The organism is Prochlorococcus marinus subsp. pastoris str. CCMP1986, assembly GCF_000011465.1.
Lineage (GTDB): Bacteria > Cyanobacteriota > Cyanobacteriia > PCC-6307 > Cyanobiaceae > Prochlorococcus_A > Prochlorococcus_A pastoris.
On record NC_005072.1, the window covers coordinates 527,893 to 546,440 of the forward strand.

Annotated in this window: 19 protein-coding genes, 1 tRNA gene and 1 pseudogene; 11 read left to right on the forward strand and 10 right to left on the reverse strand. The window is 30.5% G+C overall.

Features of this window, described 5'->3' with window-relative positions; genetic code table 11:
• The first annotated feature begins 1 nt into the window (after position 1).
• The gene (locus tag TX50_RS02995) at positions 2-1,798 is read left to right on the forward strand and encodes an ABC transporter ATP-binding protein (protein WP_011132195.1); all 1,797 of its coding nucleotides are present in this window, start codon (positions 2-4) and stop codon (positions 1,796-1,798) included.
• Positions 1,798-2,328 (forward strand): GNAT family N-acetyltransferase, encoded by a 531-nt coding sequence (locus TX50_RS03000; RefSeq protein WP_011132196.1) that lies wholly within the window; start codon positions 1,798-1,800, stop codon positions 2,326-2,328. The genes TX50_RS02995 and TX50_RS03000 overlap by 1 nt, the downstream gene beginning before the upstream one ends.
• Before the next feature lies 1 nt (position 2,329).
• Here the strand turns inward: TX50_RS03000 and TX50_RS03005 are convergent, their stop codons facing one another.
• Both TX50_RS03005 and TX50_RS03010 read right to left on the reverse strand, forming a co-directional pair.
• Entirely contained in the window at positions 2,330-3,013 is a 684-nt protein-coding gene (locus tag TX50_RS03005) for a TIGR04283 family arsenosugar biosynthesis glycosyltransferase (protein WP_011132197.1), read from the reverse strand.
• A 5-nt stretch (positions 3,014-3,018) separates the two neighbouring features.
• Complete coding sequence (locus TX50_RS03010; RefSeq protein WP_011132198.1) at positions 3,019-3,627, reverse strand: DUF2064 domain-containing protein; 609 nt, start codon at positions 3,625-3,627, stop codon at positions 3,019-3,021.
• A 196-nt stretch (positions 3,628-3,823) separates the two neighbouring features.
• Between TX50_RS03010 and dnaA the strand changes: the two genes are divergently transcribed.
• Positions 3,824-5,215, forward strand: a complete 1,392-nt coding sequence (dnaA, locus tag TX50_RS03015) for a chromosomal replication initiator protein DnaA (RefSeq protein WP_011132199.1) — start codon at positions 3,824-3,826, stop codon at positions 5,213-5,215.
• Here the strand turns inward: dnaA and TX50_RS03020 are convergent.
• Positions 5,210-6,448, reverse strand: coding sequence for a glutathione S-transferase (locus TX50_RS03020; RefSeq protein ID WP_011132200.1), 1,239 nt, complete (start codon positions 6,446-6,448; stop codon positions 5,210-5,212). The two genes, dnaA and TX50_RS03020, sit on opposite strands and share 6 nt — an antisense overlap.
• 36 nt (positions 6,449-6,484) lie before the next feature.
• Between TX50_RS03020 and gorA the strand changes: the two genes are divergently transcribed.
• Positions 6,485-7,864 (forward strand): glutathione-disulfide reductase, encoded by a 1,380-nt coding sequence (gene gorA, locus TX50_RS03025; RefSeq protein ID WP_011132201.1) that lies wholly within the window; start codon positions 6,485-6,487, stop codon positions 7,862-7,864.
• A gap of 5 nt (positions 7,865-7,869) precedes the next feature.
• Here gorA and TX50_RS03030 read toward each other — a convergent pair whose 3' ends face one another.
• The gene (locus TX50_RS03030; protein ID WP_011132202.1) at positions 7,870-8,949 is read right to left on the reverse strand and encodes a calcium/sodium antiporter; all 1,080 of its coding nucleotides are present in this window, start codon (positions 8,947-8,949) and stop codon (positions 7,870-7,872) included.
• A gap of 107 nt (positions 8,950-9,056) precedes the next feature.
• Here TX50_RS03030 and pyrC point away from each other — a divergent pair, with 107 nt between their 5' ends.
• From pyrC to trpA, 5 genes are all read left to right on the forward strand, one after another.
• The gene (gene pyrC / locus TX50_RS03035) at positions 9,057-10,106 is read left to right on the forward strand and encodes a dihydroorotase (protein WP_011132203.1); all 1,050 of its coding nucleotides are present in this window, start codon (positions 9,057-9,059) and stop codon (positions 10,104-10,106) included.
• Positions 10,107-10,287: 181 nt separating this feature from the next.
• Positions 10,288-10,373, forward strand: a tRNA-Leu gene (locus tag TX50_RS03040).
• 79 nt (positions 10,374-10,452) lie between these two features.
• Positions 10,453-10,686 carry an NAD(P)H-quinone oxidoreductase subunit L gene (locus tag TX50_RS03045; RefSeq protein ID WP_011132204.1) on the forward strand — a complete coding sequence of 78 codons (234 nt, stop codon included), beginning with the start codon at positions 10,453-10,455 and terminating at the stop codon, positions 10,684-10,686.
• A 3-nt stretch (positions 10,687-10,689) separates the two neighbouring features.
• On the forward strand, positions 10,690-11,010 hold the full coding sequence (locus TX50_RS03050; RefSeq protein WP_011132205.1) for a DUF3007 family protein: 321 nt from the start codon (positions 10,690-10,692) through the stop codon (positions 11,008-11,010).
• Positions 11,011-11,048: 38 nt separating this feature from the next.
• Positions 11,049-11,888 (forward strand): tryptophan synthase subunit alpha, encoded by an 840-nt coding sequence (gene trpA / locus TX50_RS03055; protein ID WP_011132206.1) that lies wholly within the window; start codon positions 11,049-11,051, stop codon positions 11,886-11,888.
• A 98-nt stretch (positions 11,889-11,986) separates the two neighbouring features.
• On the opposite strand, the pseudogene TX50_RS03060 reads toward trpA, so the two are convergent.
• A pseudogene (locus tag TX50_RS03060) lies at positions 11,987-12,336 on the reverse strand (AbrB family transcriptional regulator).
• A 99-nt stretch (positions 12,337-12,435) separates the two neighbouring features.
• Between TX50_RS03060 and TX50_RS03065 the strand changes: the two are divergent.
• Positions 12,436-12,705, forward strand: a complete 270-nt coding sequence (locus tag TX50_RS03065) for a YciI family protein (protein ID WP_036930875.1) — start codon at positions 12,436-12,438, stop codon at positions 12,703-12,705.
• 216 nt (positions 12,706-12,921) lie between these two features.
• Here TX50_RS03065 and TX50_RS03070 read toward each other — a convergent pair whose 3' ends face one another.
• The 4 genes from TX50_RS03070 to hisIE all read right to left on the reverse strand — a co-directional run bounded on the left by TX50_RS03070 (position 12,922) and on the right by hisIE (position 15,354).
• A complete protein-coding gene (locus TX50_RS03070) occupies positions 12,922-13,242 on the reverse strand; it encodes a hypothetical protein (protein ID WP_011132209.1) in 321 nt (106 codons plus the stop codon).
• Positions 13,239-13,613: a YkvA family protein gene (locus TX50_RS03075; RefSeq protein ID WP_011132210.1), complete on the reverse strand. Its 375-nt coding sequence runs from the start codon at positions 13,611-13,613 to the stop codon at positions 13,239-13,241. The genes TX50_RS03070 and TX50_RS03075 overlap by 4 nt, the downstream gene beginning before the upstream one ends.
• Positions 13,614-13,618: 5 nt before the next feature.
• Positions 13,619-14,542 (reverse strand): sigma-70 family RNA polymerase sigma factor, encoded by a 924-nt coding sequence (locus TX50_RS03080; protein WP_011132211.1) that lies wholly within the window; start codon positions 14,540-14,542, stop codon positions 13,619-13,621.
• A 146-nt stretch (positions 14,543-14,688) separates the two neighbouring features.
• A complete protein-coding gene (gene hisIE / locus TX50_RS03085) occupies positions 14,689-15,354 on the reverse strand; it encodes a bifunctional phosphoribosyl-AMP cyclohydrolase/phosphoribosyl-ATP diphosphatase HisIE (protein WP_011132212.1) in 666 nt (221 codons plus the stop codon).
• A 63-nt stretch (positions 15,355-15,417) separates the two neighbouring features.
• Here hisIE and TX50_RS03090 point away from each other — a divergent pair, with 63 nt between their 5' ends.
• On the forward strand, positions 15,418-15,882 hold the full coding sequence (locus TX50_RS03090) for a 6-carboxytetrahydropterin synthase (RefSeq protein WP_011132213.1): 465 nt from the start codon (positions 15,418-15,420) through the stop codon (positions 15,880-15,882).
• Positions 15,883-15,935: 53 nt separating this feature from the next.
• On the opposite strand, the gene TX50_RS03095 is transcribed toward TX50_RS03090, so the two are convergent.
• Positions 15,936-18,518: an ATP-dependent Clp protease ATP-binding subunit gene (locus TX50_RS03095; RefSeq protein WP_011132214.1), complete on the reverse strand. Its 2,583-nt coding sequence runs from the start codon at positions 18,516-18,518 to the stop codon at positions 15,936-15,938.
• Positions 18,519-18,548: the final 30 nt, after the last annotated feature.

Genomic DNA, 18,548 nt, shown 5'->3' on the forward strand with positions numbered 1-18,548 from the left:
AATGTTTTTGAATGATTTTGATAGAATAAAAAAATTAGGTAGATATTTAACTAAAGATAAAAAAACTATTTATCTTATTCTAATAGTCTTATTACCGGTTTCATTTGCAGGGGCTATTCAACCATTATTAGTTGGTCAAGCTATAACAATCTTAAAAAATGAGAGCACAGATGTCTGGTTAAGTAAAACATTCTTTGGGCAATCTATAAATATAATTATTATCACTTTGTTTATAACTGTTCTTTTTAGATTAGTGTTGCAAGGATATCAATCATATAATATCCAATCTGTTGGACAAAGATTAACAGCAAGGATTAGAAGAGAACTTTTCGAACATTCTATTTCTCTTTCTCTTAAGTATCACGATAAAATGCCCGTCGGTAAATTACTAACAAGACTTACCAATGATGTGGATGCATTGGCTGAGGTTTTTGGCAGTGGCGCAGTCGGAGTTATTGCTGATTTTGTTAGTCTTATAGTCATTTCGTTGACAATGCTTTCTATAGATAAAGGATTGGCAACTTTGCTTCTCTTAACTCAAATTCCTGTTTCATATTTTATTATCTGGCTTCAAAAACGCTATAGAAAAGCAAATTATCAAGTAAGAGAGGAATTATCTCAACTTAACTCTGACTTCCAAGAGAATCTTCAAGGTTTAGAGGTCGTTCAAATGTTTAGGAGAGAATTTTTCAATAGTAGGAAATTTTCTAATACGGGTATTGCTTACCAGAAAGCAGTTAATGGGACCATTTTTTACGATAGTAGTATATCTGCTTTTATAGAATGGATATCCCTTGCAGCAGTGTCATTAGTATTGGCGGTGGGAGGGTATCTAGTAACTTCGGGCAATATTGGTTTAGGAACATTAACAACTTTTATTCTTTACTCCCAAAGACTCTTCGAGCCTTTAAGACAGTTAGCAGAGAGATTTACACAGATTCAAGGGGGACTTACTGCTGTAGAGAGAATAAATGAATTATTAGATGAAGAAATTGAGATTAAAGACTCTATTTATACTCAACAACTTTCAGGAGGAATTTTAAGTAAGGATTATAAATTTAAAGGGAAGATTGAATTTCGGAATGTAAATTTTTTTTATAACGAGGGTGAACATGTAATAAAAGACCTATCATTTTTAATTAATCCAGGAGAACATGTAGCTTTTGTTGGCCCAACTGGTTCTGGTAAAACAACCATAATAAGGTTGTTATGTAGACTATATGAGCCTCAAGAAGGCCAGATTTTGATAGATGATGTAGATATTAAGGGTATACCAATAGCAAGACTTAGAAATATGCTTGGTGTCGTGCTGCAAGATACTTTTATTTTTAGTGGTGATGTTTCAGAAAACTTAAAATTAAGTACCGATATTAATAAACAAGACTTAGAAAATATTTGTAAAGAGCTTGGTTTAGATACTTTATTGAAAAAATTGCCTGATGGTTTGAATACTTATCTTAGAGAGAGGGGAGGTAATCTTTCATCCGGAGAAAGACAACTTCTTTCTGTTGCTAGGGTAGCCATAAGAAATCCAATTATCTTGATAATGGACGAAGCTACTGCATTTATGGATCCATCTACAGAAGCAACCTTGCAAAAAGATCTTGAAAGAATATTGAATAAAAGAACGGCATTAGTGATCGCGCATAGATTAGCTACTATTGAGAAATCTGATAAGATATTAGTCTTAAAAGGGGGAACTTTAATTGAAGAAGGGAATCATAGAGAGCTTAGACTCAAAAAAGGATTATATTTCCAACTTTCCGAGCTTCAAGAAAAGGGATTTGCTAGCTTTTAATGATTTTTAGGAACAAAAGGTCATCAATTAAGAAAACAAATATTCTTTCTCAAGATGAGCTGATTAAACATTATGGTATAAATTCTTATGAATTCACCCATCAAGAGAAAAAAGAGATATTTGTTTGTAGCAAGGTCAAGGAATTTGACCTTATTGAGTTAGATCAACTTTTGCAGACTGTAGGATGGAGCAGGAGGCCAATAAGGCGAGTTAAAAGAGCTTTAGAATTTAGTATTCTAGTAGTTGGGTTATGGCGTCATGATGAGAAATTTCCTAGGCTTGTAGGTTTCGCTAGATGTACTGGGGACGGGATTATTGAGGCAACTATTTGGGATGTTGCTATCAATCCTGTTTATCAAGGACTTGGTTTAGGTAAAGAATTGATGAAATATATATTGCAAGAATTAAAAAAAATTGGGATATCAAAGGTTACTTTATTCGCGGACGCCGAGGTGGTTTCATTTTATAAAAGGCAGGGTTGGGAATTAGAACCAAAAGGTTCAAAATGTGCTTTTTGGTATGCAAATTAATTTAATTTTTGTAGTAATCATTATGTAAAGATTTTATTGACTCTCCTCTTAACCATCTTTTCCTATAACTCCAATTCTTGAATGCTTGAAAAATGATATTAGTTTTTTCCCACTTCCTACTACTTGTATAAATTGGAATAGTTAATCTTTTTAAAGATGTCTTATTCTTTAATCTTTTTATAAAATCTAAATCCTCCATCAAAGGAATTTTTCTATAACCTTTATTCTTAAAATATATTTCCCTGTGAATTAAGAGACCTTGATCACCATATGGATCTTTGAAGATATAGCTTCTTAGGTTTACAACTATCTCGAGAAATCTGTAAATAATTTTTTTATTATTAATCTTGAATTTAAAAAAATAAACAGAATTTTCATCGTATCTCATTACTGACTTCACTTTTTTTAACCAATCTTGATTAAGCCTAGAATCGGCATGTAAGAAAATAAACCATTTTCCTGTAGCCTTTTTGGCTCCGATATTTAATTGCAACCCTCTGTTCTTTTTTTTTGATTTATGTATCTTTGATCCATATAATTTTCCTATCTCTACAGTTTTATCCTCACTATTACAATCTACAATTAGTATCTCTGCTTCCTCATTAGAAATTGATAAATCCGAGAGAAGTAATGGTAAGTATTGAGATTCGTTATAAGTTGGAATAATAATTGAGATTTTATGCAAGTTAATTATCCTCTTTTTTCGATATCTATAATCGTATCAATATCTATTTTTCGATGAAGGAAGTCATATTTTAAGTCAATTGAAGAAAGGTTTTTAATAGTTTGTTCAAGGACGTCTTCTCTACCCCATTTAATGTTTATAAAGGGTAAATATAGATTAGCAGATAATAATCTTTCAGAAAAAGCAATAAGCCAATATCCTCCATCATTTGAGGGGCCTAAAATCAGATCATTTTTTTTAAGTTTTGAAAGAGTATTTAATAAATCCATATGACAAAAATCTGGAAGATCAGTCCCTATAAAAATAATATTTCTTTTTTTTTTTAAACTATTTTTTTTTTCTATAAGAATTTGCCTTCTCATCTTTTCTCCTAAACATCCTTTACCTTGTAATTTAAAGTTTTTAATTCCTAATTCATTACTCCACCTTTTACTATTTTTTAATCCTAGTCCAGATATGGCTAAGGAAATATCAATCAAACCTTTATTCTCCAGAAATTTCGCAACTGAAACAGTATGAACTGTCATTTTTTTCTGCACTTTTGCAGAACTAATTTTCCCTATATCTTTTGATAATCTATTTTTGCAACGACCATAAGCATGCCACTTAGTCATCACTATGAGTAGTGCTTTATCCAACAAAACATAAACAAGGTGTAATTATTATAAGGTTTAGGCAATTAATAGATTTCACTTTTTTAAAATTTATAATCTGTATTGTTAATAAATTTTAAATTTATCATGATCTTATGATTTGAGACTGACCAATTAATAAATTCCCACTAGATTAAATATCTATTGAAAAAATTTAGTGCAAGCAGCCAATCCTATTTGGGCAGAAGTTCAACAATTACTTCAAAAGAATTTAAGCAAGCCTTCTTTCGAAACTTGGATAAGGCCAGCAAAATTTAATTGTTTTGAAAATGGATTGTTAACTCTGATTACTCCAAATAACTTTACAAGTGATTGGCTAAGAAAAAATTATAGTGAAACTATTGAAAAAGCTGCAGAAGAAATTTGTGGACATAATGTAAAAGTAGTTTTTAAGTCTGAAACTAATATCAACAACAATTCAAATTCTTCTGATTCAGTTAGCCAGCAAAATATTAATTCTCAATCAAAATCATTTTCAATAAATCAGAGTAATAATTTAATTAATAGATCAAAAAAATCTCATTCTTTAAATACACGTTATGTCTTTAAAAGATTTGTTGTAGGTCCTAATAGTCGAATGGCCCATGCTGCAGCTTTAGCAGTGGCAGAATCTCCGGGAAGAGAATTTAATCCCTTATTTATTTGTGGTGGTGTCGGTCTTGGAAAGACTCACTTGATGCAAGCTGTTGGTCATTATCGAGTAGAAATTGATCCAGATGCGAAAGTTTTATATGTCTCCACTGAAACTTTCAGCAGTGATTTAATTCAATCTATTAGAAAAGATGGAATGCATGCCTTTAAAAATAAATATAGATCAGTAGATCTATTATTAATTGACGATATACAATTCTTGGAGGGGAAGGAATATACACAAGAAGAATTTTTTAATACTTTCAATGCTTTATATGAAGCGGGTAAACAAATCGTTATTGCAAGTGATAGGCCTCCTAGTCAAATACCTAAATTACAAGAAAGGCTAATTTCAAGATTCTCAATGGGATTAATTGCAGATATTCAACCTCCTGATATAGAGACAAGAATGGCGATTCTGCAGAAAAAAGCTGAACAAGAAAGAATGAATCTCCCAAGAGATTTGATTCAATTTATCGCAGGAAGATTTTCTTCAAATATTCGAGAATTAGAGGGAGCCTTTACTAGGGCAGTGGCTTTTGCCTCAATAACTGGATTACCTATGACAGTTCAATCAATTGCTCCAATGCTTGATCCAAATAGCGTTGGAGTAGTAGTGACTCCTAAGCAGGTAATTAAAAAAGTCTCAGATTTCTTTGAAGTTTCAGCTGAAGAATTAGTTAGTTCAAGCAGAAGAAAGCCAGTCAGCCAGGCAAGGCAAATAGGCATGTATCTAATGAGGCAGGGAACTGATCTAAGCCTTCCGAAAATTGGAGATGAATTTGGAGGTAAAGACCATACAACAGTTATGTATGCTATTGAGCAAGTGGAAAAAAAATTGTCAAGTGATCCAAATGTTGCCAGTCAAGTTCAAAAAATAAAAGATTTACTTCAAATAGATTCAAGAAAAAATTTATAATCTTTTTTTTAATATAAATCTGGCAGGATCTTGATCATATCTATGTTTTTCTGGAATCTTATCGATTTTGGTATTAAGATTCGTTGACTCAATTTTATTTAAAGATTGTCTTAATATCCTTGCAGAAATTACAGGCATATCTCTTGGCACAGAAATTCTATTTTTTAAGTAGTTGATAGATGTAGCTGCCTTTTTGGGAACTTCATTGATTTCGGAGGTAATCATATGGGTAAGAGCAGCCCTTAATGATTCCTCAAATAAGTCTTTTTCATAAGGATTAGCGTTAATAATATTGTCTTTATGTTTTAGAACTCTTTTAAGTGCAAATTTAGCGTAATAACCCAAGTCAATATCTTGATTAAATTCCAAGTTCCCTAGCCCTTCTCCTACATCTATTAGATTAGAAAAGGAAATTTGTTGATCATTAACATCCTTAAAGCAGCCACCCATTTGAGGAGGTAGATCATGGGAATGAGTATGAAAATCACCTTGAGTACCTCTATATGCACTGAAATTTTCAAAAAGGGTTAACCATCTATCAATAAAAGGATAACTATTTCTTAAATCGAACCCCTTGTAATAACTTAATGAAGCATTCATTCTTTCCATATATGGAATAAAAATTATGTCTCCAGTACCTGGCTCTAATTTTTCTGAATCATGTATTGGTGAATCAATAAACCCTGTTTTGGATAAACTTAATATTTTTTCTAATTTGCAAATAGATTCTCTAAATTTTTTTTTTCGAAAGGATAAATCTAAATAACTAAAGCTTTTTCTGCAAAGCCAATTACACCATGATCTAAAAATTTCTCTTTCTAAATTTCTAACTTCTCCAATATCCTTTGATAATAGAGAGGAACCAAGTGTTCCATATTCATTTTCTAAAAAAGTGATAATGTTATCACTTTCAGTTATTATCTTGCCATTCAATTCTATCGCAGGCAATTTACCAGAACTTACTTTGTTGAGATACCACTTTTCTTTTTGGCCATAACAATACATATTTATTTTCTTCACTTTGTAAGGAATCCTTTTGAATTCAAGCCATAACCATATTTTTTGACAGTAAGGGCACCAAGAATGTCGATCTCTATAGAAAATCAGTTCGACTTCTTTTTCGCAATGGCCAAATAATCTTAAGTTTGAATAAGAATTATTTATCCCATTAACTCTATCAATATCATCAATTTTGAATTTACTTAAATCAGCCCAACTCAAGATGTTATTCATTTATTGAATTTAAGCTTTATATTTACGATATAATAAATGATTTTAAAGGTTTTGGAATTCGAATTTGACTTAATTGTTTTGGGTGCTGGTTCGGGAGGATTGGCTGCCGCAAAACGAGCTGCGAGTTATGGCGCAAAAGTTGCAATAATTGAGGTAAACAAAATTGGAGGGACCTGCGTTATTCGAGGTTGCGTGCCAAAAAAATTGATGGTTTATGCTGCTAATAATAGAAGAAATATGTTGTCTTCAGAAGGTTATGGGTTAATAAGCAAAGAAATAACTTTTGAATCAAACATTTTACTGAAAAATGTGAGAGAAGAAGTTTCTAGATTAAGTGTTTTACATTCAAATTCTTTAAAAAAATTAAACGTTAAAGTTTTTGAGGGCCTTGGAAGATTTTTAAATCAAAATACAGTAGAAGTAGTTTGTCCAAAAACAAAAAATATTTTAAGAAAAGTAAGTGCCAAAAGTATTCTTATTTCAGTTGGTGGCAAACCAAAAAAATTAAATATTCCTGGAACAGATTTTGCGTGGACCAGCGATGATATTTTTGAATTAAAAGATTTTCCTAAGAAATTGTTAATAGTTGGGGGAGGTTATATTGCCTGTGAATTTGCATCTATTTTTAAAAACTTAGGCACTGAAGTTACTCAATTAATAAGAGGTGAGAACTTGTTAAATGGTTTTGATAAAGACTTGTCTGAATGTTTAGAAAAATCAATGACTTCCTTAGGTATAAATTTAAAATTCAAAAATCAGTTAAAGTCCATTAAAAAGATAAATGATGGTCTAGAGTCGACTTTGGAATCAGGAAGTAAATTATTAACCGATAATATACTTGTTGCAACTGGACGAGAGCCATCTCTTAAAAGATTAAATTTAGATACTTTAAATCTTAAAATGGATGGAATATATTTAGAAGTTAATGAGCTTAATAAGACAAGTATTTCTAATATATTTGCTATTGGAGATATAGTAAAAAGACCAAATTTAACACCTGTAGCAATTGAACAAGGGAGAGTTTTTGCAGATAATTATTTCGCTGCTCTTAAAAGAAAAGTTAATTATGAAAATATTCCTAAGGCAGTCTTTACTATCCCAGAAATTTCAACAGTTGGACTTAGTGAGGAAAAGGCAAATGAAATTTATTCGGAAGTAAATGTGCAAGTTTTTAAATGTAATTTTACGCCTATGTCTAATACCTTTAAAAAGAATAAATCTAAATGCATGTTAAAACTTGTGGTCAATAAAAAAAATGATAAGGTCCTAGGCTGCCATATGTTTGGAGAAGCAGCCTCTGAGATTATACAAATGGTTGCAGTATCTTTAAATACAGGGATTACTAAAAAGGATTTTGATACTACTATGGCGTTGCATCCTACTATTTCAGAGGAATTTGTAACTATGTACGGGTAATTAAATTATCTTCTTGTTGTTTTGAGACTTTCTTGGGCAAAAAGGAATACTGTTAAAAATGCAAAATAAACAAAAATACAAACTCTCAATTCATAGAGATTGTCAAATCCGTTTAAGAAAAATATTTTATCAACGATGTAGAAAATATATAGATTTAAAAGTATAAAGCCTTCAGTTCTTGTAATTTTACCCTTGGTCCAAAAGATTGGGAGGCAAGCAAAAGTCGTTAAAACCATAAATGGTAAGTCAACTTTTATAAGACTTTCATCAATTGTAAAACCTTTTAATCCAGAAAAAATACTGCAACTTCCAAGAATAAGTAGCTGATTAAGCAAATTGCTTCCAATAACATTACCAATTGCAAGATCTGTTTTACCTTTTAATGCTGCAATTATTGAAGTAACTAGTTCTGGCAGAGAGGTACCAGTCGCAACTATAGTTAGACCAATAATAATTTCATTTACCCCCAATAGAGTCGCTAAGGATTGAGAACCATTTACTAAAATATTTGAACCAAAGCTTAGAAGTAAAATTCCAGATATTAATTTCAATATAATATTAAATTTAACTTTCTCAATGCCTGGAGACTCTTCTATCTCTGGCTCAGCTTTTTTAGTATCCTCCTCATTTTCCTTTATAGTATTTATTTCCCAAATTGTATTTAAAGTTAAACAAAATATCAGAAAAATTCCTGCTTGCCAAGTTAAAAGACCAGTTGAAGACATTGCCCAGACTGCACATGAAATAGCTATTAAAAGAGGTACATCTCTTCGGACAATTCTACTTTTTACTTTTAAAGGGGTTATCAATGAGCTTATACCTAAGACAACAAGAACATTAAAAATATTGCTTCCTATTACATTACTTGCTGCGAGTGAGTCACTCCCCTTAAAGGTTGAATTTAAACTTACTAATAATTCAGGAGAACTTGTCCCTAAGGAAACTACGGTCAATCCTATTACTATTTGAGGTATCCCTAAAATTAAAGATAAAGAAATCGCCCCTTGAATGAATAATTCTCCACCTGCAAAAAGTAATATTATTCCAATTATGATCTCTATTATTGGCAATATAAATTCACTCATATTTAAAAGACTTCTTTACATGATTATATCTTTAATTGATTCAATAACTTTCTGAAAACTATTGTCAAATTTTATTTGCTGTTAAAATTAATTAAATAATTAAAATTTTGAAAGAATTAACTATATCAAAACCGGATGATTGGCATTTACATTTAAGGGAAGGCATTGTTTTAAAAAATATTATTAGGTTTACATCTCAATATTTTGGTAGGGCTATTGTGATGCCAAACACCAAAAACCCAATAACATCTATAGAAAAATGTATTTCTTATAAAAATTCTATATTTGAAGCATTGTCTAATAATTCTACATTTGAGCCATTAATGACGATATATCTTACGGACGAGACAATAAAACATGAATTAGTAGAAGGTTTTAAAAATAAAGTTTTCTTTGCTGCCAAATTGTATCCTGCTAATGCAACAACAAATTCCAGACATGGAGTTAAAAAAATAGAAAATCTTTATGAAATTTTTGAAGTTATGCAAGAACTTGGAATGCCACTTTTAATTCATGGAGAAGTCACTGACCCTGAAGTAGATATTTTTGATAGGGAAGAAGTTTTTATTGATAAAGAACTTTCACCTTTAATACAACAATTCCCAAGATTAAAGATTGTTTTAGAGCATATAACTACCTCTTATGCAGTTGATTTTGTTCAGAGGAATAACTTAGGAGCTACTATTACTCCACATCATTTACACATAAATAGAAATGCAATGTTCTTTGGAGGTTTAAATAGTGACTTTTACTGCTTACCAGTCGCAAAGAGAGAAAACAATAGAATTGCTTTAAGGAAAGCTGCTACTAGTGGAAAAGAATGTTTTTTCATAGGCACGGATTCTGCTCCTCACTTAAGACAGTGGAAAGCTTTTTGTGGTTGTGCAGGCATTTTTAATTCTCCAGTAGCAATAGAAAGCTATTTAAAAGTTTTTGAGGAGGAAAATGCACTTAATCAATTCGAAAAATTTGCCAGCTTGAATGGGCCTAATTTTTATAATCTACCTATTAATAACGAAAAAATTAGATTGGTATCAAGGTCAAATAAAATTCCAGAATTTATTGAAGTAATTGAACAAAATAAGGTTGTTGGACAAATAAAACCATTTCATGGAGGTGAAACTTTAACTTGGCGAGTAGAGGGAGTTGTTAAATAAAAAATTAAATATCACATACTAATAACAGAAAAATATGATTATGTCATTTTTTCATAAATGATTAATTTAATGATTGAAAGATATAATCCCATCTCAATATTCCGAGAAAATGTAAATATTCACATTTTTCTTGGTTTATTAAGATACTTTCGGCTACGATTAAAAAGCGCAAATTCCTCTTGGGAGTGTGGCGGAATTGGTAGACGCGCCGGACTTAAAATCCGTCGAGCGCTTTAGCTCGTGGGGGTTCAAGTCCCCCCACTCCCATTCTTAATCTATTTAATTTTAGTTCTTACGATAACTTTTAATAGTTGTTATGTTTTAACTAAATAAACCAGAAATTTAAATGGAAAGTATTTTTAATAATTCATTTGCTACTTTAGTTGCCTACGTAGGGATTGTTTCTATTTATTTATTGGTTATTCCGTTAATACTTTTTTACTGGATGAATAATAGATGGAACGTTATGGGCAAATTTGAGAGATTAATAGTTTATGGATTAGTATTTCTTTTCTTTCCAGGTTTAATTTTATTTTCTCCATTTTTAAATCTAAGATTAAGAGGAGATAGCAAAGGTTAAATTTTGACTAAAGGTAAGGTTGTACAAATAGGTTTATTAATCTCATTATTAGGATTATTAAGTTATAAATTAGCGCCACAATTGGGTATCGATAACTTTACAGCTAGCACAATCTCTAACTTTGTTTTGATTGTGATTGTCATAAGTTGGGTTACATCTTATGTTCTTAGAGTTTTAAACGGAAAAATGACTTTTATGGAACAAAGGAAGCGCTATAGAAAAGAGTATGAAAAAATTGTGAATGATAAACTAGAAACCAAATTTAACTTATTACCAAAAGAAGAGCAGGAAAAACTAATGGAAGATTTAGAAAAAAATCCATAAACTATTTAAAAATTATCAAATAAAAATCTCAAAAATTCATGAAAGAAAACAAGAAAACGCAATTTCCTATAAATAAAACTTTATCAAAAATAAATAAGAAGTTTTTGGAACTAAAGAAAAGCGATAAATTAGCATTGATGCCCTTCATAATGGCAGGCGATCCTAATATTGAGACTACATCCGAGATTTTATTAAAGTTGCAAGAAAAGGGTGCAGATCTTATTGAATTAGGAATCCCTTATAGCGACCCTCTTGCTGATGGCCCAATAATTCAATTATCAGCTTCTAGAGCATTAAAGTCAGGAACTACATTGAAAAATGTTATTCAATTATTAGAGTCTTTAAAAGATAAGTTGCATATTCCAATAATACTTTTCACTTATTTTAATCCTGTATTAAATTTTGGACTTGAGAATTTTTGTGAATTGGCATCTAAAGTAGGAGTCTCAGGATTAATAATTCCCGATCTTCCTTTGGAAGAAGCATATAAATTTTCAGAAATAATTAGTTCTTATTCTATAGACTTGATATTATTAGTTGCTCCTACTACTCCCTCTGAAAGAATGAAAATTATATCTAATAATACAAAAGGTTTTACTTATTTAGTAAGCGTAACAGGAGTAACTGGAGAGAGAAACAAAATGGAAAATAGAGTAGAGAATCTTATTACTAAATTACAAGAAATAAGCATTAATCCTGTAGCGGTTGGTTTTGGAATATCTTCTCCTGAACATGTTAATAAAGTTCGTAAATGGGGGGCAGATGGAGTAATTATTGGTAGTGCATTTGTTAAAAGAATCTCTAATAGTAATGAAAAGGAAGTTGTTAATCAAATTGGTAAATTTTGTGAAGAAATGCGTAAAGCTGCTGATCAATAAATGTAATTAAAAAAGTAATTTTGTATGTTTATTTTATTAAAAAACCCCTTATGAAAAGGGGCTTTAATTCTTATAATTAGAATAATATTTTATGGGAATTATTCCGAGGGTAATAATCTTATTTGTTTTCTCCCAAGCTTTATTTCAAACTCATCACCTGCTTTTAAGTCTAAAAGTGCTGTATATGCTTTCCCAATCAAAAGATTCCCATTACCTTGAACTGTCGCTATATAACTTAACTTTCTACCGCCCTTACCAATACCAGCAACTCCGGTATCTCCGAGGTTAACGCCTTTTGCTTCAAGAAGTGCTTCATAAAAAGCAGTGAAATTTAAACGTTCGCTTCCATTTTTTTCGTGGAAACGTATCCACATTTACGAACAAGATCTGACTTGCTAACATCACCAAGTTCTTTAACTTTAGCAAGGAGATCGCTACCACTTAGCATAATAAATTAATAAAAAGTTATTCTTAAATAACATAGCAATTAGTGAGTAATTTGTGCAATTATTAAGCATGTATTTATTCAATTAGTTATCTTTTAATGATGGAAAAATTTATAGTATTTGGGAAGTATTGTGACGATGCAATTAACAAAAGGGAACCATTTCGTAAAAATCATCTTGATAGACTTGGGGATTTAAAAGATAGAAACATTTTAATTACTTTAGGACCTACTAAATGTACAAAATATTTATTTGGTATTTTTAACGCTAATAATGAAAATGAATTAAGACAATTAATTGAGAAAGATATTTATTGGAAGGAAGGTATATGGATTGATTTTGATATTTATCCATGGATCCAAGCATTTTAAAAAAGTATATATATTAAAAAACGATAATCTTTTAGCTAATTTTATTTATAATTAGAATGTCAATTATTTTTTAAAATTGTAAAAATAAGGTTTTTATTTATAGAAAAAATTAAAAATAAATAATAGAATTTTCAATAAAAAATGTTTCTTAAACACTATGTATATATGGTTATTTAAGTTAGTTTTTAAATAAAAAAATTGCTAAGTTTAAATATTTTATTTACTACTGTCTTTTTTTATTTGGTTCACTAGGGAGTCGATATCTAATTGATTATATGGGTGGGTTTCTTTTATTCCTTGAGAATTTGTCGGAATATTGTTTAGCCAATTTTGTTCTATCTTTATGAGATTTTTAACAACATTGAAAATACCTCCTTTTTTATAAAATTCTTTAACTTTTTGGGAGATTTCGGAGGTTCGGCTTGATTTGAGATTTAATTCATTAGCTAGATCTTTTTGTGTATATCCATGGGATTTTAACCAATCTTTAATAAAAGATATAAGTTCTTTCTCTTCTCCCTGTGATAGTTTACTCATTTAACAAAAGGGAACAATTTATTAAGTTTCCTTTCTGCTCTTGCTCTTATTGCAGGAGTCATATATCTACTCCATATACTTAAAACTGCAGTGAGAGCAACAAAGTCATCACTGTAACCTACTAAAGGCATAAAGTCAGGAAATAGATCAAATGGCATTATTAAATAAGCGAGTGCGGCCATTAAGGAAACTCTTACTTGTGTTGGAGTAAAAGGATCGAGAGCCATTTCTAGAACTTCTAAAGCTGGTTTTGCAATAGTTCTACCAGCTCTTATTAAGATTTTTATAATTATATTTTCATCTAATGATGAACTTTCTAAAACCTCTGCATCATAAATTTTTTCTTTGTCTTTGTAATAGCTATCATTCATGATTTTTAGCTAACACTATCAACTAGTCCATTTTGGATTCCTGCTTTCCTAAGCTTTCTCAAGGCTCTTTGTACAACTTGTCTGCAATATTCTCTACTACAACTCATATGTCTTGCAACTTCAGCCAAAGTTCTCCATTCATTTGAACCATCTAAACCGAATCTAAGGCTTACTATCTTTCTTTCTTTTTCAGTAAGATTTGCCTTGTCTAATAATGTCCAGGCAGAGGCTGTCCTCTCAGCTAGTTCTGCTAATTCCATTGGAGGCGTTTGATCGCTTGGCAGAATATCAACAAGTTCAGATGGATCCGACTTGGATTTTACCGTACCTTGAAGACTTACTGTTATACTCCTTAATTCGCAAGAAAGTAGTTCATCTATCTCCTCTTTAGTAATTTTCAGTTCATTTGCTAACTCAATGCTAGTGGGAGGAAAACCTTTAAGTTGCATTAATTTTGATTTTGCTGCTCTTAATTTAGTAAGCTTTTCATTAATGTTTACCGGTATTCTTATTGTTCTACTTTGCGTTGAGAGTGCTCTGTTTAGTCCCTGCCTTATCCACCAGTAAGCGTAAGTAGAGAATCGATGCCCCCTTGAAGGATCATATTTCTCTACAGCTCGCGTAAGACCAAGAGTGCCTTCTTGAATTAAGTCTAATAAATCTAAACCTTTTCCCTGATATCTTTTTGAAAGATTTACTACTAATCTTAGATTTGCCGTAATCATTTCATTCTTAGCTTTTTCACCAATTTTTATTTTCTTTTTTTCCTCTTCGGAATATTCACAATCGGGACCTTTTCCACCGGCTGTTTGACATCTATTGATAAGTACTACCATTTCTTGGACTTTTCTTCCCATAGTGAGTTCCTTCTCTGGTGTCAAAAGTTGATGACGACCTATTTCTCCAAGAAAATCGCTTAATGAACTCACGATTTACACCTTTACGTAATGTATTTAACTTATAGTTAATTTCTTAATAAGCTATACATGTAATAATTAATTAATAATTAATTAATAATTAATTATTATTATTATTTATTAATTTGATTAAATTTATAGATTCAAATTATATATATTTAATTATTTTTTCCCCTTCTTGATTCAAGAACATTTAGTACATCTCTCCACTTAACTCCCTTATATATCAATGCAACTTGGAGATGATAAATTATATCAGAAGCTTCATTTGCAATCTCATCTTTGTCATTATCTTTGCAAGCCATAATAAATTCAGCAGTTTCTTCTCCTATTTTTTTTAGGATAGTATTACTACCTTTTGTTAACAAATGATTTGTATAACTTTTTTCTAGAGGATTAATTGATCTTTCATGAAGTGTATCAAATAATTCTGAGCAAATATTAGAAAAAGGACTTGTTTTCTTTGCTGTTTTATTCATTGAAATACTATCTATTTCATTGAAAAAACAACTTTTTTCGCCTGTATGGCATGCCCCTGAGCCATTCTGTTCTATCGAAAGAACAAGTGCATCATTATCGCAATCAAATCTAATTTCTTTAAGAAATTGGGTACTTCCGCTCGTTGCTCCTTTTCTCCATATTTCGGATCTAGATCGACTCCAGTAATGTACATTTCTTGTTTCGAGTGTCTTATTTAAGGATTCTTTATTCATCCAAGCCAGCATAAGAATGGATCCGTCTAGCCAATCTTGTGCTATTGCAGGGATTAATCCTTTATTATCAAAACGAAGTTCTTCTATGGAAAAATTTTTTGAATAAGCCATTATATTTAATGTGTTAGACCTCTTACTCTTTGTTTTACTAAAGTTTATCTTATCAGTTTATTAATGGATATTCATTCATCAAAATTTTCTTGCAGCAAAAGTTATGAGGATTTTCCCTGCTCTCATAGGCAATGGCGCCATGATGGACACTGTAGATTTGTTCATGGTTATTCAAGGACATTTACCTTTTGGTTCACTGCGAAAGAATTGGATAAAAATGGTTTTGTCGTTGATTTTTCTGGTTTGAAACCTCTTGAGAAAAGGCTTAAAGAACAGTTTGATCATACATTTCTTGTAAATAGTGATGATCCTTTATTAAATTACTGGAGGAAATTACATGATTTAGATGCTTTGAATTTGAAGATTATGGATAATGTTGGAATGGAATATTCTTCTGAAATGATTTGGCAATGGGCTAATGAATACTTAAAGGATAATGATAAAGAAAGAACATGCTGCTGGAAAACTGAATCAAAAGAAAATAAATCAAATTCTGCTAGTTATGAAAGATTACCAGAGTGGTTTTAAGATTTATTTAAAAGTTTATAAACAAATTTAAAAATAATACTTTAATCAAAATATCAATTTACAAATATGCATCCATCTTTAATAGAAATATAAACCTCTTTTTTATTTAAGTAATTGTTATTGAGAATATTATTTGCAATTTTTGTCTCGATTTCTTTTTGAATAATTCTTTTTAATGGTCTTGCTCCATAACTATTATCAAAACTATTTTTGACTAGATGGTCAATAGCCTCATCTGTAATTTGAAAGTTTAAGTCTTTTTTGATAAGCCTATTTTCAAGTTTTTTTAGTTGTAATTTAGCTATATCTTTTAATTCATTTAATTCCAAATTTTGAAATATTATTATTTCATCTAGGCGGTTTAAGAATTCTGGTTTAAAAAATTTCTTCAATTCAACATTTACAATATTTTTAATTTCATTTTTATCTTCATTCCTAATAGATAAATCATTTATAGATTGACTTCCTAAATTACTTGTAAGAACAATTATTGAATTTTTAAAACTAATTGTTCTGCCTTGCCCATCGGTAATAATCCCATCATCAAGAACTTGTAATAAGACATCTAATACATCTTTGTGGGCTTTTTCTATTTCATCTAGGAGTATAAGAGAGTAAGGGTTTTTTCTGACTGCTTCGGTTAATTGGCCTCCTGATTCAAAACCTAGATACCCTGGAGGGGCCCCAATAATTTTACTTACAGAATGCTTTTCCATATATTCAGACATGTCTAGTCTCGTGATTGATGAATTCGAGTCAAATATTGTTTTGGCTATTACTTTGCTTAGTTCAGTCTTTCCTACTCCTGTTGGCCCTAAAAATAAAAAACTAGCTATTGGTCTATTAGGATCATTTAGTCCTGTCCTTGATCTCTTAATTGAATCTGAAACGGCGCATATAGCATTATTCTGACCAATAATTTTTTCTTTAAGAGTTAATTCTAGTTTTAAAAGTTTTTCTTTTTCAGATTGATTTAAATTATTTACTGGAATAGAAGTCCACTTCGAAACAACTTCTGCTATGTCATCAAAATTAACTTCTTGCCTTAAAAGATTCTTTTCACCACTTTTAAAAGAATCTACTAAATTCTCACTTTTGATTTTTAATTTCTTTTGTAAAGAAATTAAGGTTCCAAATTCTAATTCTGCAGCTTTATTGAGATCAAAACTTCTTTTGGCTTGTTCAATTTTTAATTGAGTAGATTCAATTTCTTCTTTTAAATTACTAATCTCGTCAATTTCTTCTTTCTCTTTTTGCCATTGATGGTTTAATTCAGATTGCCTAATCTTAAGATCGTGAAGCTCATTATTAATTCTTTTAAGCCTTTCTAAAGAAAAATTATCTGATTCCCTTTGTAAGGATAAATTCTCCATTTCTAGTTGTAAAACTTTTCTATCAATCTCATCAATTTCTTCTGGTTTGGATGTTATTATCATATTTAATCTTGAAGCCGCTTCATCAATTAGATCGATTGCTTTATCTGGTAGGAATCTATCATTAATATATCTTTCACTTAAGCTAGCAGCAGCAACAAGAGCATTATCAGAAATTCTTACACTATGATGAACCTCATATTTTTCTCTTAGCCCTCTAAGTATTGAAATCGTATCATCTACTGAAGGAGCGTTAATTTTTATTTTCTGAAATCTCCTTTCAAGCGCAGGATCTTTTTCAATATTTTGTTTGTGCTCATTAATTGTCGTAGCACCTATACATCTTAATTCCCCCCTTGCGAGCATTGGTTTTAAGAGATTACTGGCATCTAAAGAGCCTCCAGTTGCTCCAGCACCAACAACTGTATGAATTTCATCTATAAAAAGAATAATCTTACCTTCAGAACTTTTAACTTTTTTTAAAACATTTTTAATTCTCTCTTCAAATTCGCCTCGGTATTTTGCTCCAGCTATTAATGAACCCATATCGATTGATATCAATTGCCTATTATTTAATGAAGATGGGACATCTCCATTAACGATTCGCTGAGCTAAACCTTCTACTATTGCAGTTTTACCTACTCCAGGTTCTCCTATTAGAACAGGATTATTTTTGGTTCTTCTGCTTAATATTTGGATCGTTCTTCTGATTTCTTCATCCCTCCCAATAACAGGGTCAAGGATGCCATCCCTAGCTGATTTTGTAAGATCAATGCCGAATTTATCTAAAGTTTCATTTGAACTTTCAAAATTATCATTAATCGTGGATTCAGATTTCATCTTATTTAAAAGTTCTAAAAATTCAGGGATTTTTTTTGTATTTAAAACTAATTCACTGCAAATCTCATCATAAGACAAACCGTAAAGTATGTGTTCTGTTGATATCACTACATCATTAAACGAAACTCTTAAATCATTTGCTTTTAAAAAAACTTTTTCTGTGGTTTCTCCTATGAATAGAGTTTTTTGTTTATTCTTCATTTTTGCTTTCGCATCTAATAAAGAAGTTAACTTTGTTTCTATCTTTCTAATATTTACACAATTTTTTTTTAGTATTTTAGAGGTTAAAAGATCTTGTTTTATTAGTGCAAGTAATATATTTTCAGAATCTATATTTTGCTGAAAATTATTTTGTGCAATTTCCTTTGACAAAATAAAAATGTCCCAAGCAGAATTGGAGAATTCACTTGGGACAAATTTCATTTAAACGAATGTAATTAATTTAATTAATAA

Coding starts and splice junctions, on each gene's coding strand:
- TX50_RS02995 (WP_011132195.1), top strand. CDS start 2: ATGTTTTTGAATGATTTTGATAGAATAAAAAAATTAGGTAGATATTTA.
- TX50_RS03000 (WP_011132196.1), top strand. CDS start 1,798: ATGATTTTTAGGAACAAAAGGTCATCAATTAAGAAAACAAATATTCTT.
- TX50_RS03010 (WP_011132198.1), bottom strand. CDS start 3,627: ATGACTAAGTGGCATGCTTATGGTCGTTGCAAAAATAGATTATCAAAA.
- TX50_RS03020 (WP_011132200.1), bottom strand. CDS start 6,448: ATGAATAACATCTTGAGTTGGGCTGATTTAAGTAAATTCAAAATTGAT.
- gorA (WP_011132201.1), top strand. CDS start 6,485: ATGATTTTAAAGGTTTTGGAATTCGAATTTGACTTAATTGTTTTGGGT.
- TX50_RS03030 (WP_011132202.1), bottom strand. CDS start 8,949: ATGAGTGAATTTATATTGCCAATAATAGAGATCATAATTGGAATAATA.
- TX50_RS03045 (WP_011132204.1), top strand. CDS start 10,453: ATGGAAAGTATTTTTAATAATTCATTTGCTACTTTAGTTGCCTACGTA.
- trpA (WP_011132206.1), top strand. CDS start 11,049: ATGAAAGAAAACAAGAAAACGCAATTTCCTATAAATAAAACTTTATCA.
- TX50_RS03065 (WP_036930875.1), top strand. CDS start 12,436: ATGGAAAAATTTATAGTATTTGGGAAGTATTGTGACGATGCAATTAAC.
- TX50_RS03070 (WP_011132209.1), bottom strand. CDS start 13,242: ATGAGTAAACTATCACAGGGAGAAGAGAAAGAACTTATATCTTTTATT.
- TX50_RS03075 (WP_011132210.1), bottom strand. CDS start 13,613: ATGAATGATAGCTATTACAAAGACAAAGAAAAAATTTATGATGCAGAG.
- hisIE (WP_011132212.1), bottom strand. CDS start 15,354: ATGGCTTATTCAAAAAATTTTTCCATAGAAGAACTTCGTTTTGATAAT.
- TX50_RS03090 (WP_011132213.1), top strand. CDS start 15,418: ATGGATATTCATTCATCAAAATTTTCTTGCAGCAAAAGTTATGAGGAT.
- TX50_RS03095 (WP_011132214.1), bottom strand. CDS start 18,518: ATGAAATTTGTCCCAAGTGAATTCTCCAATTCTGCTTGGGACATTTTT.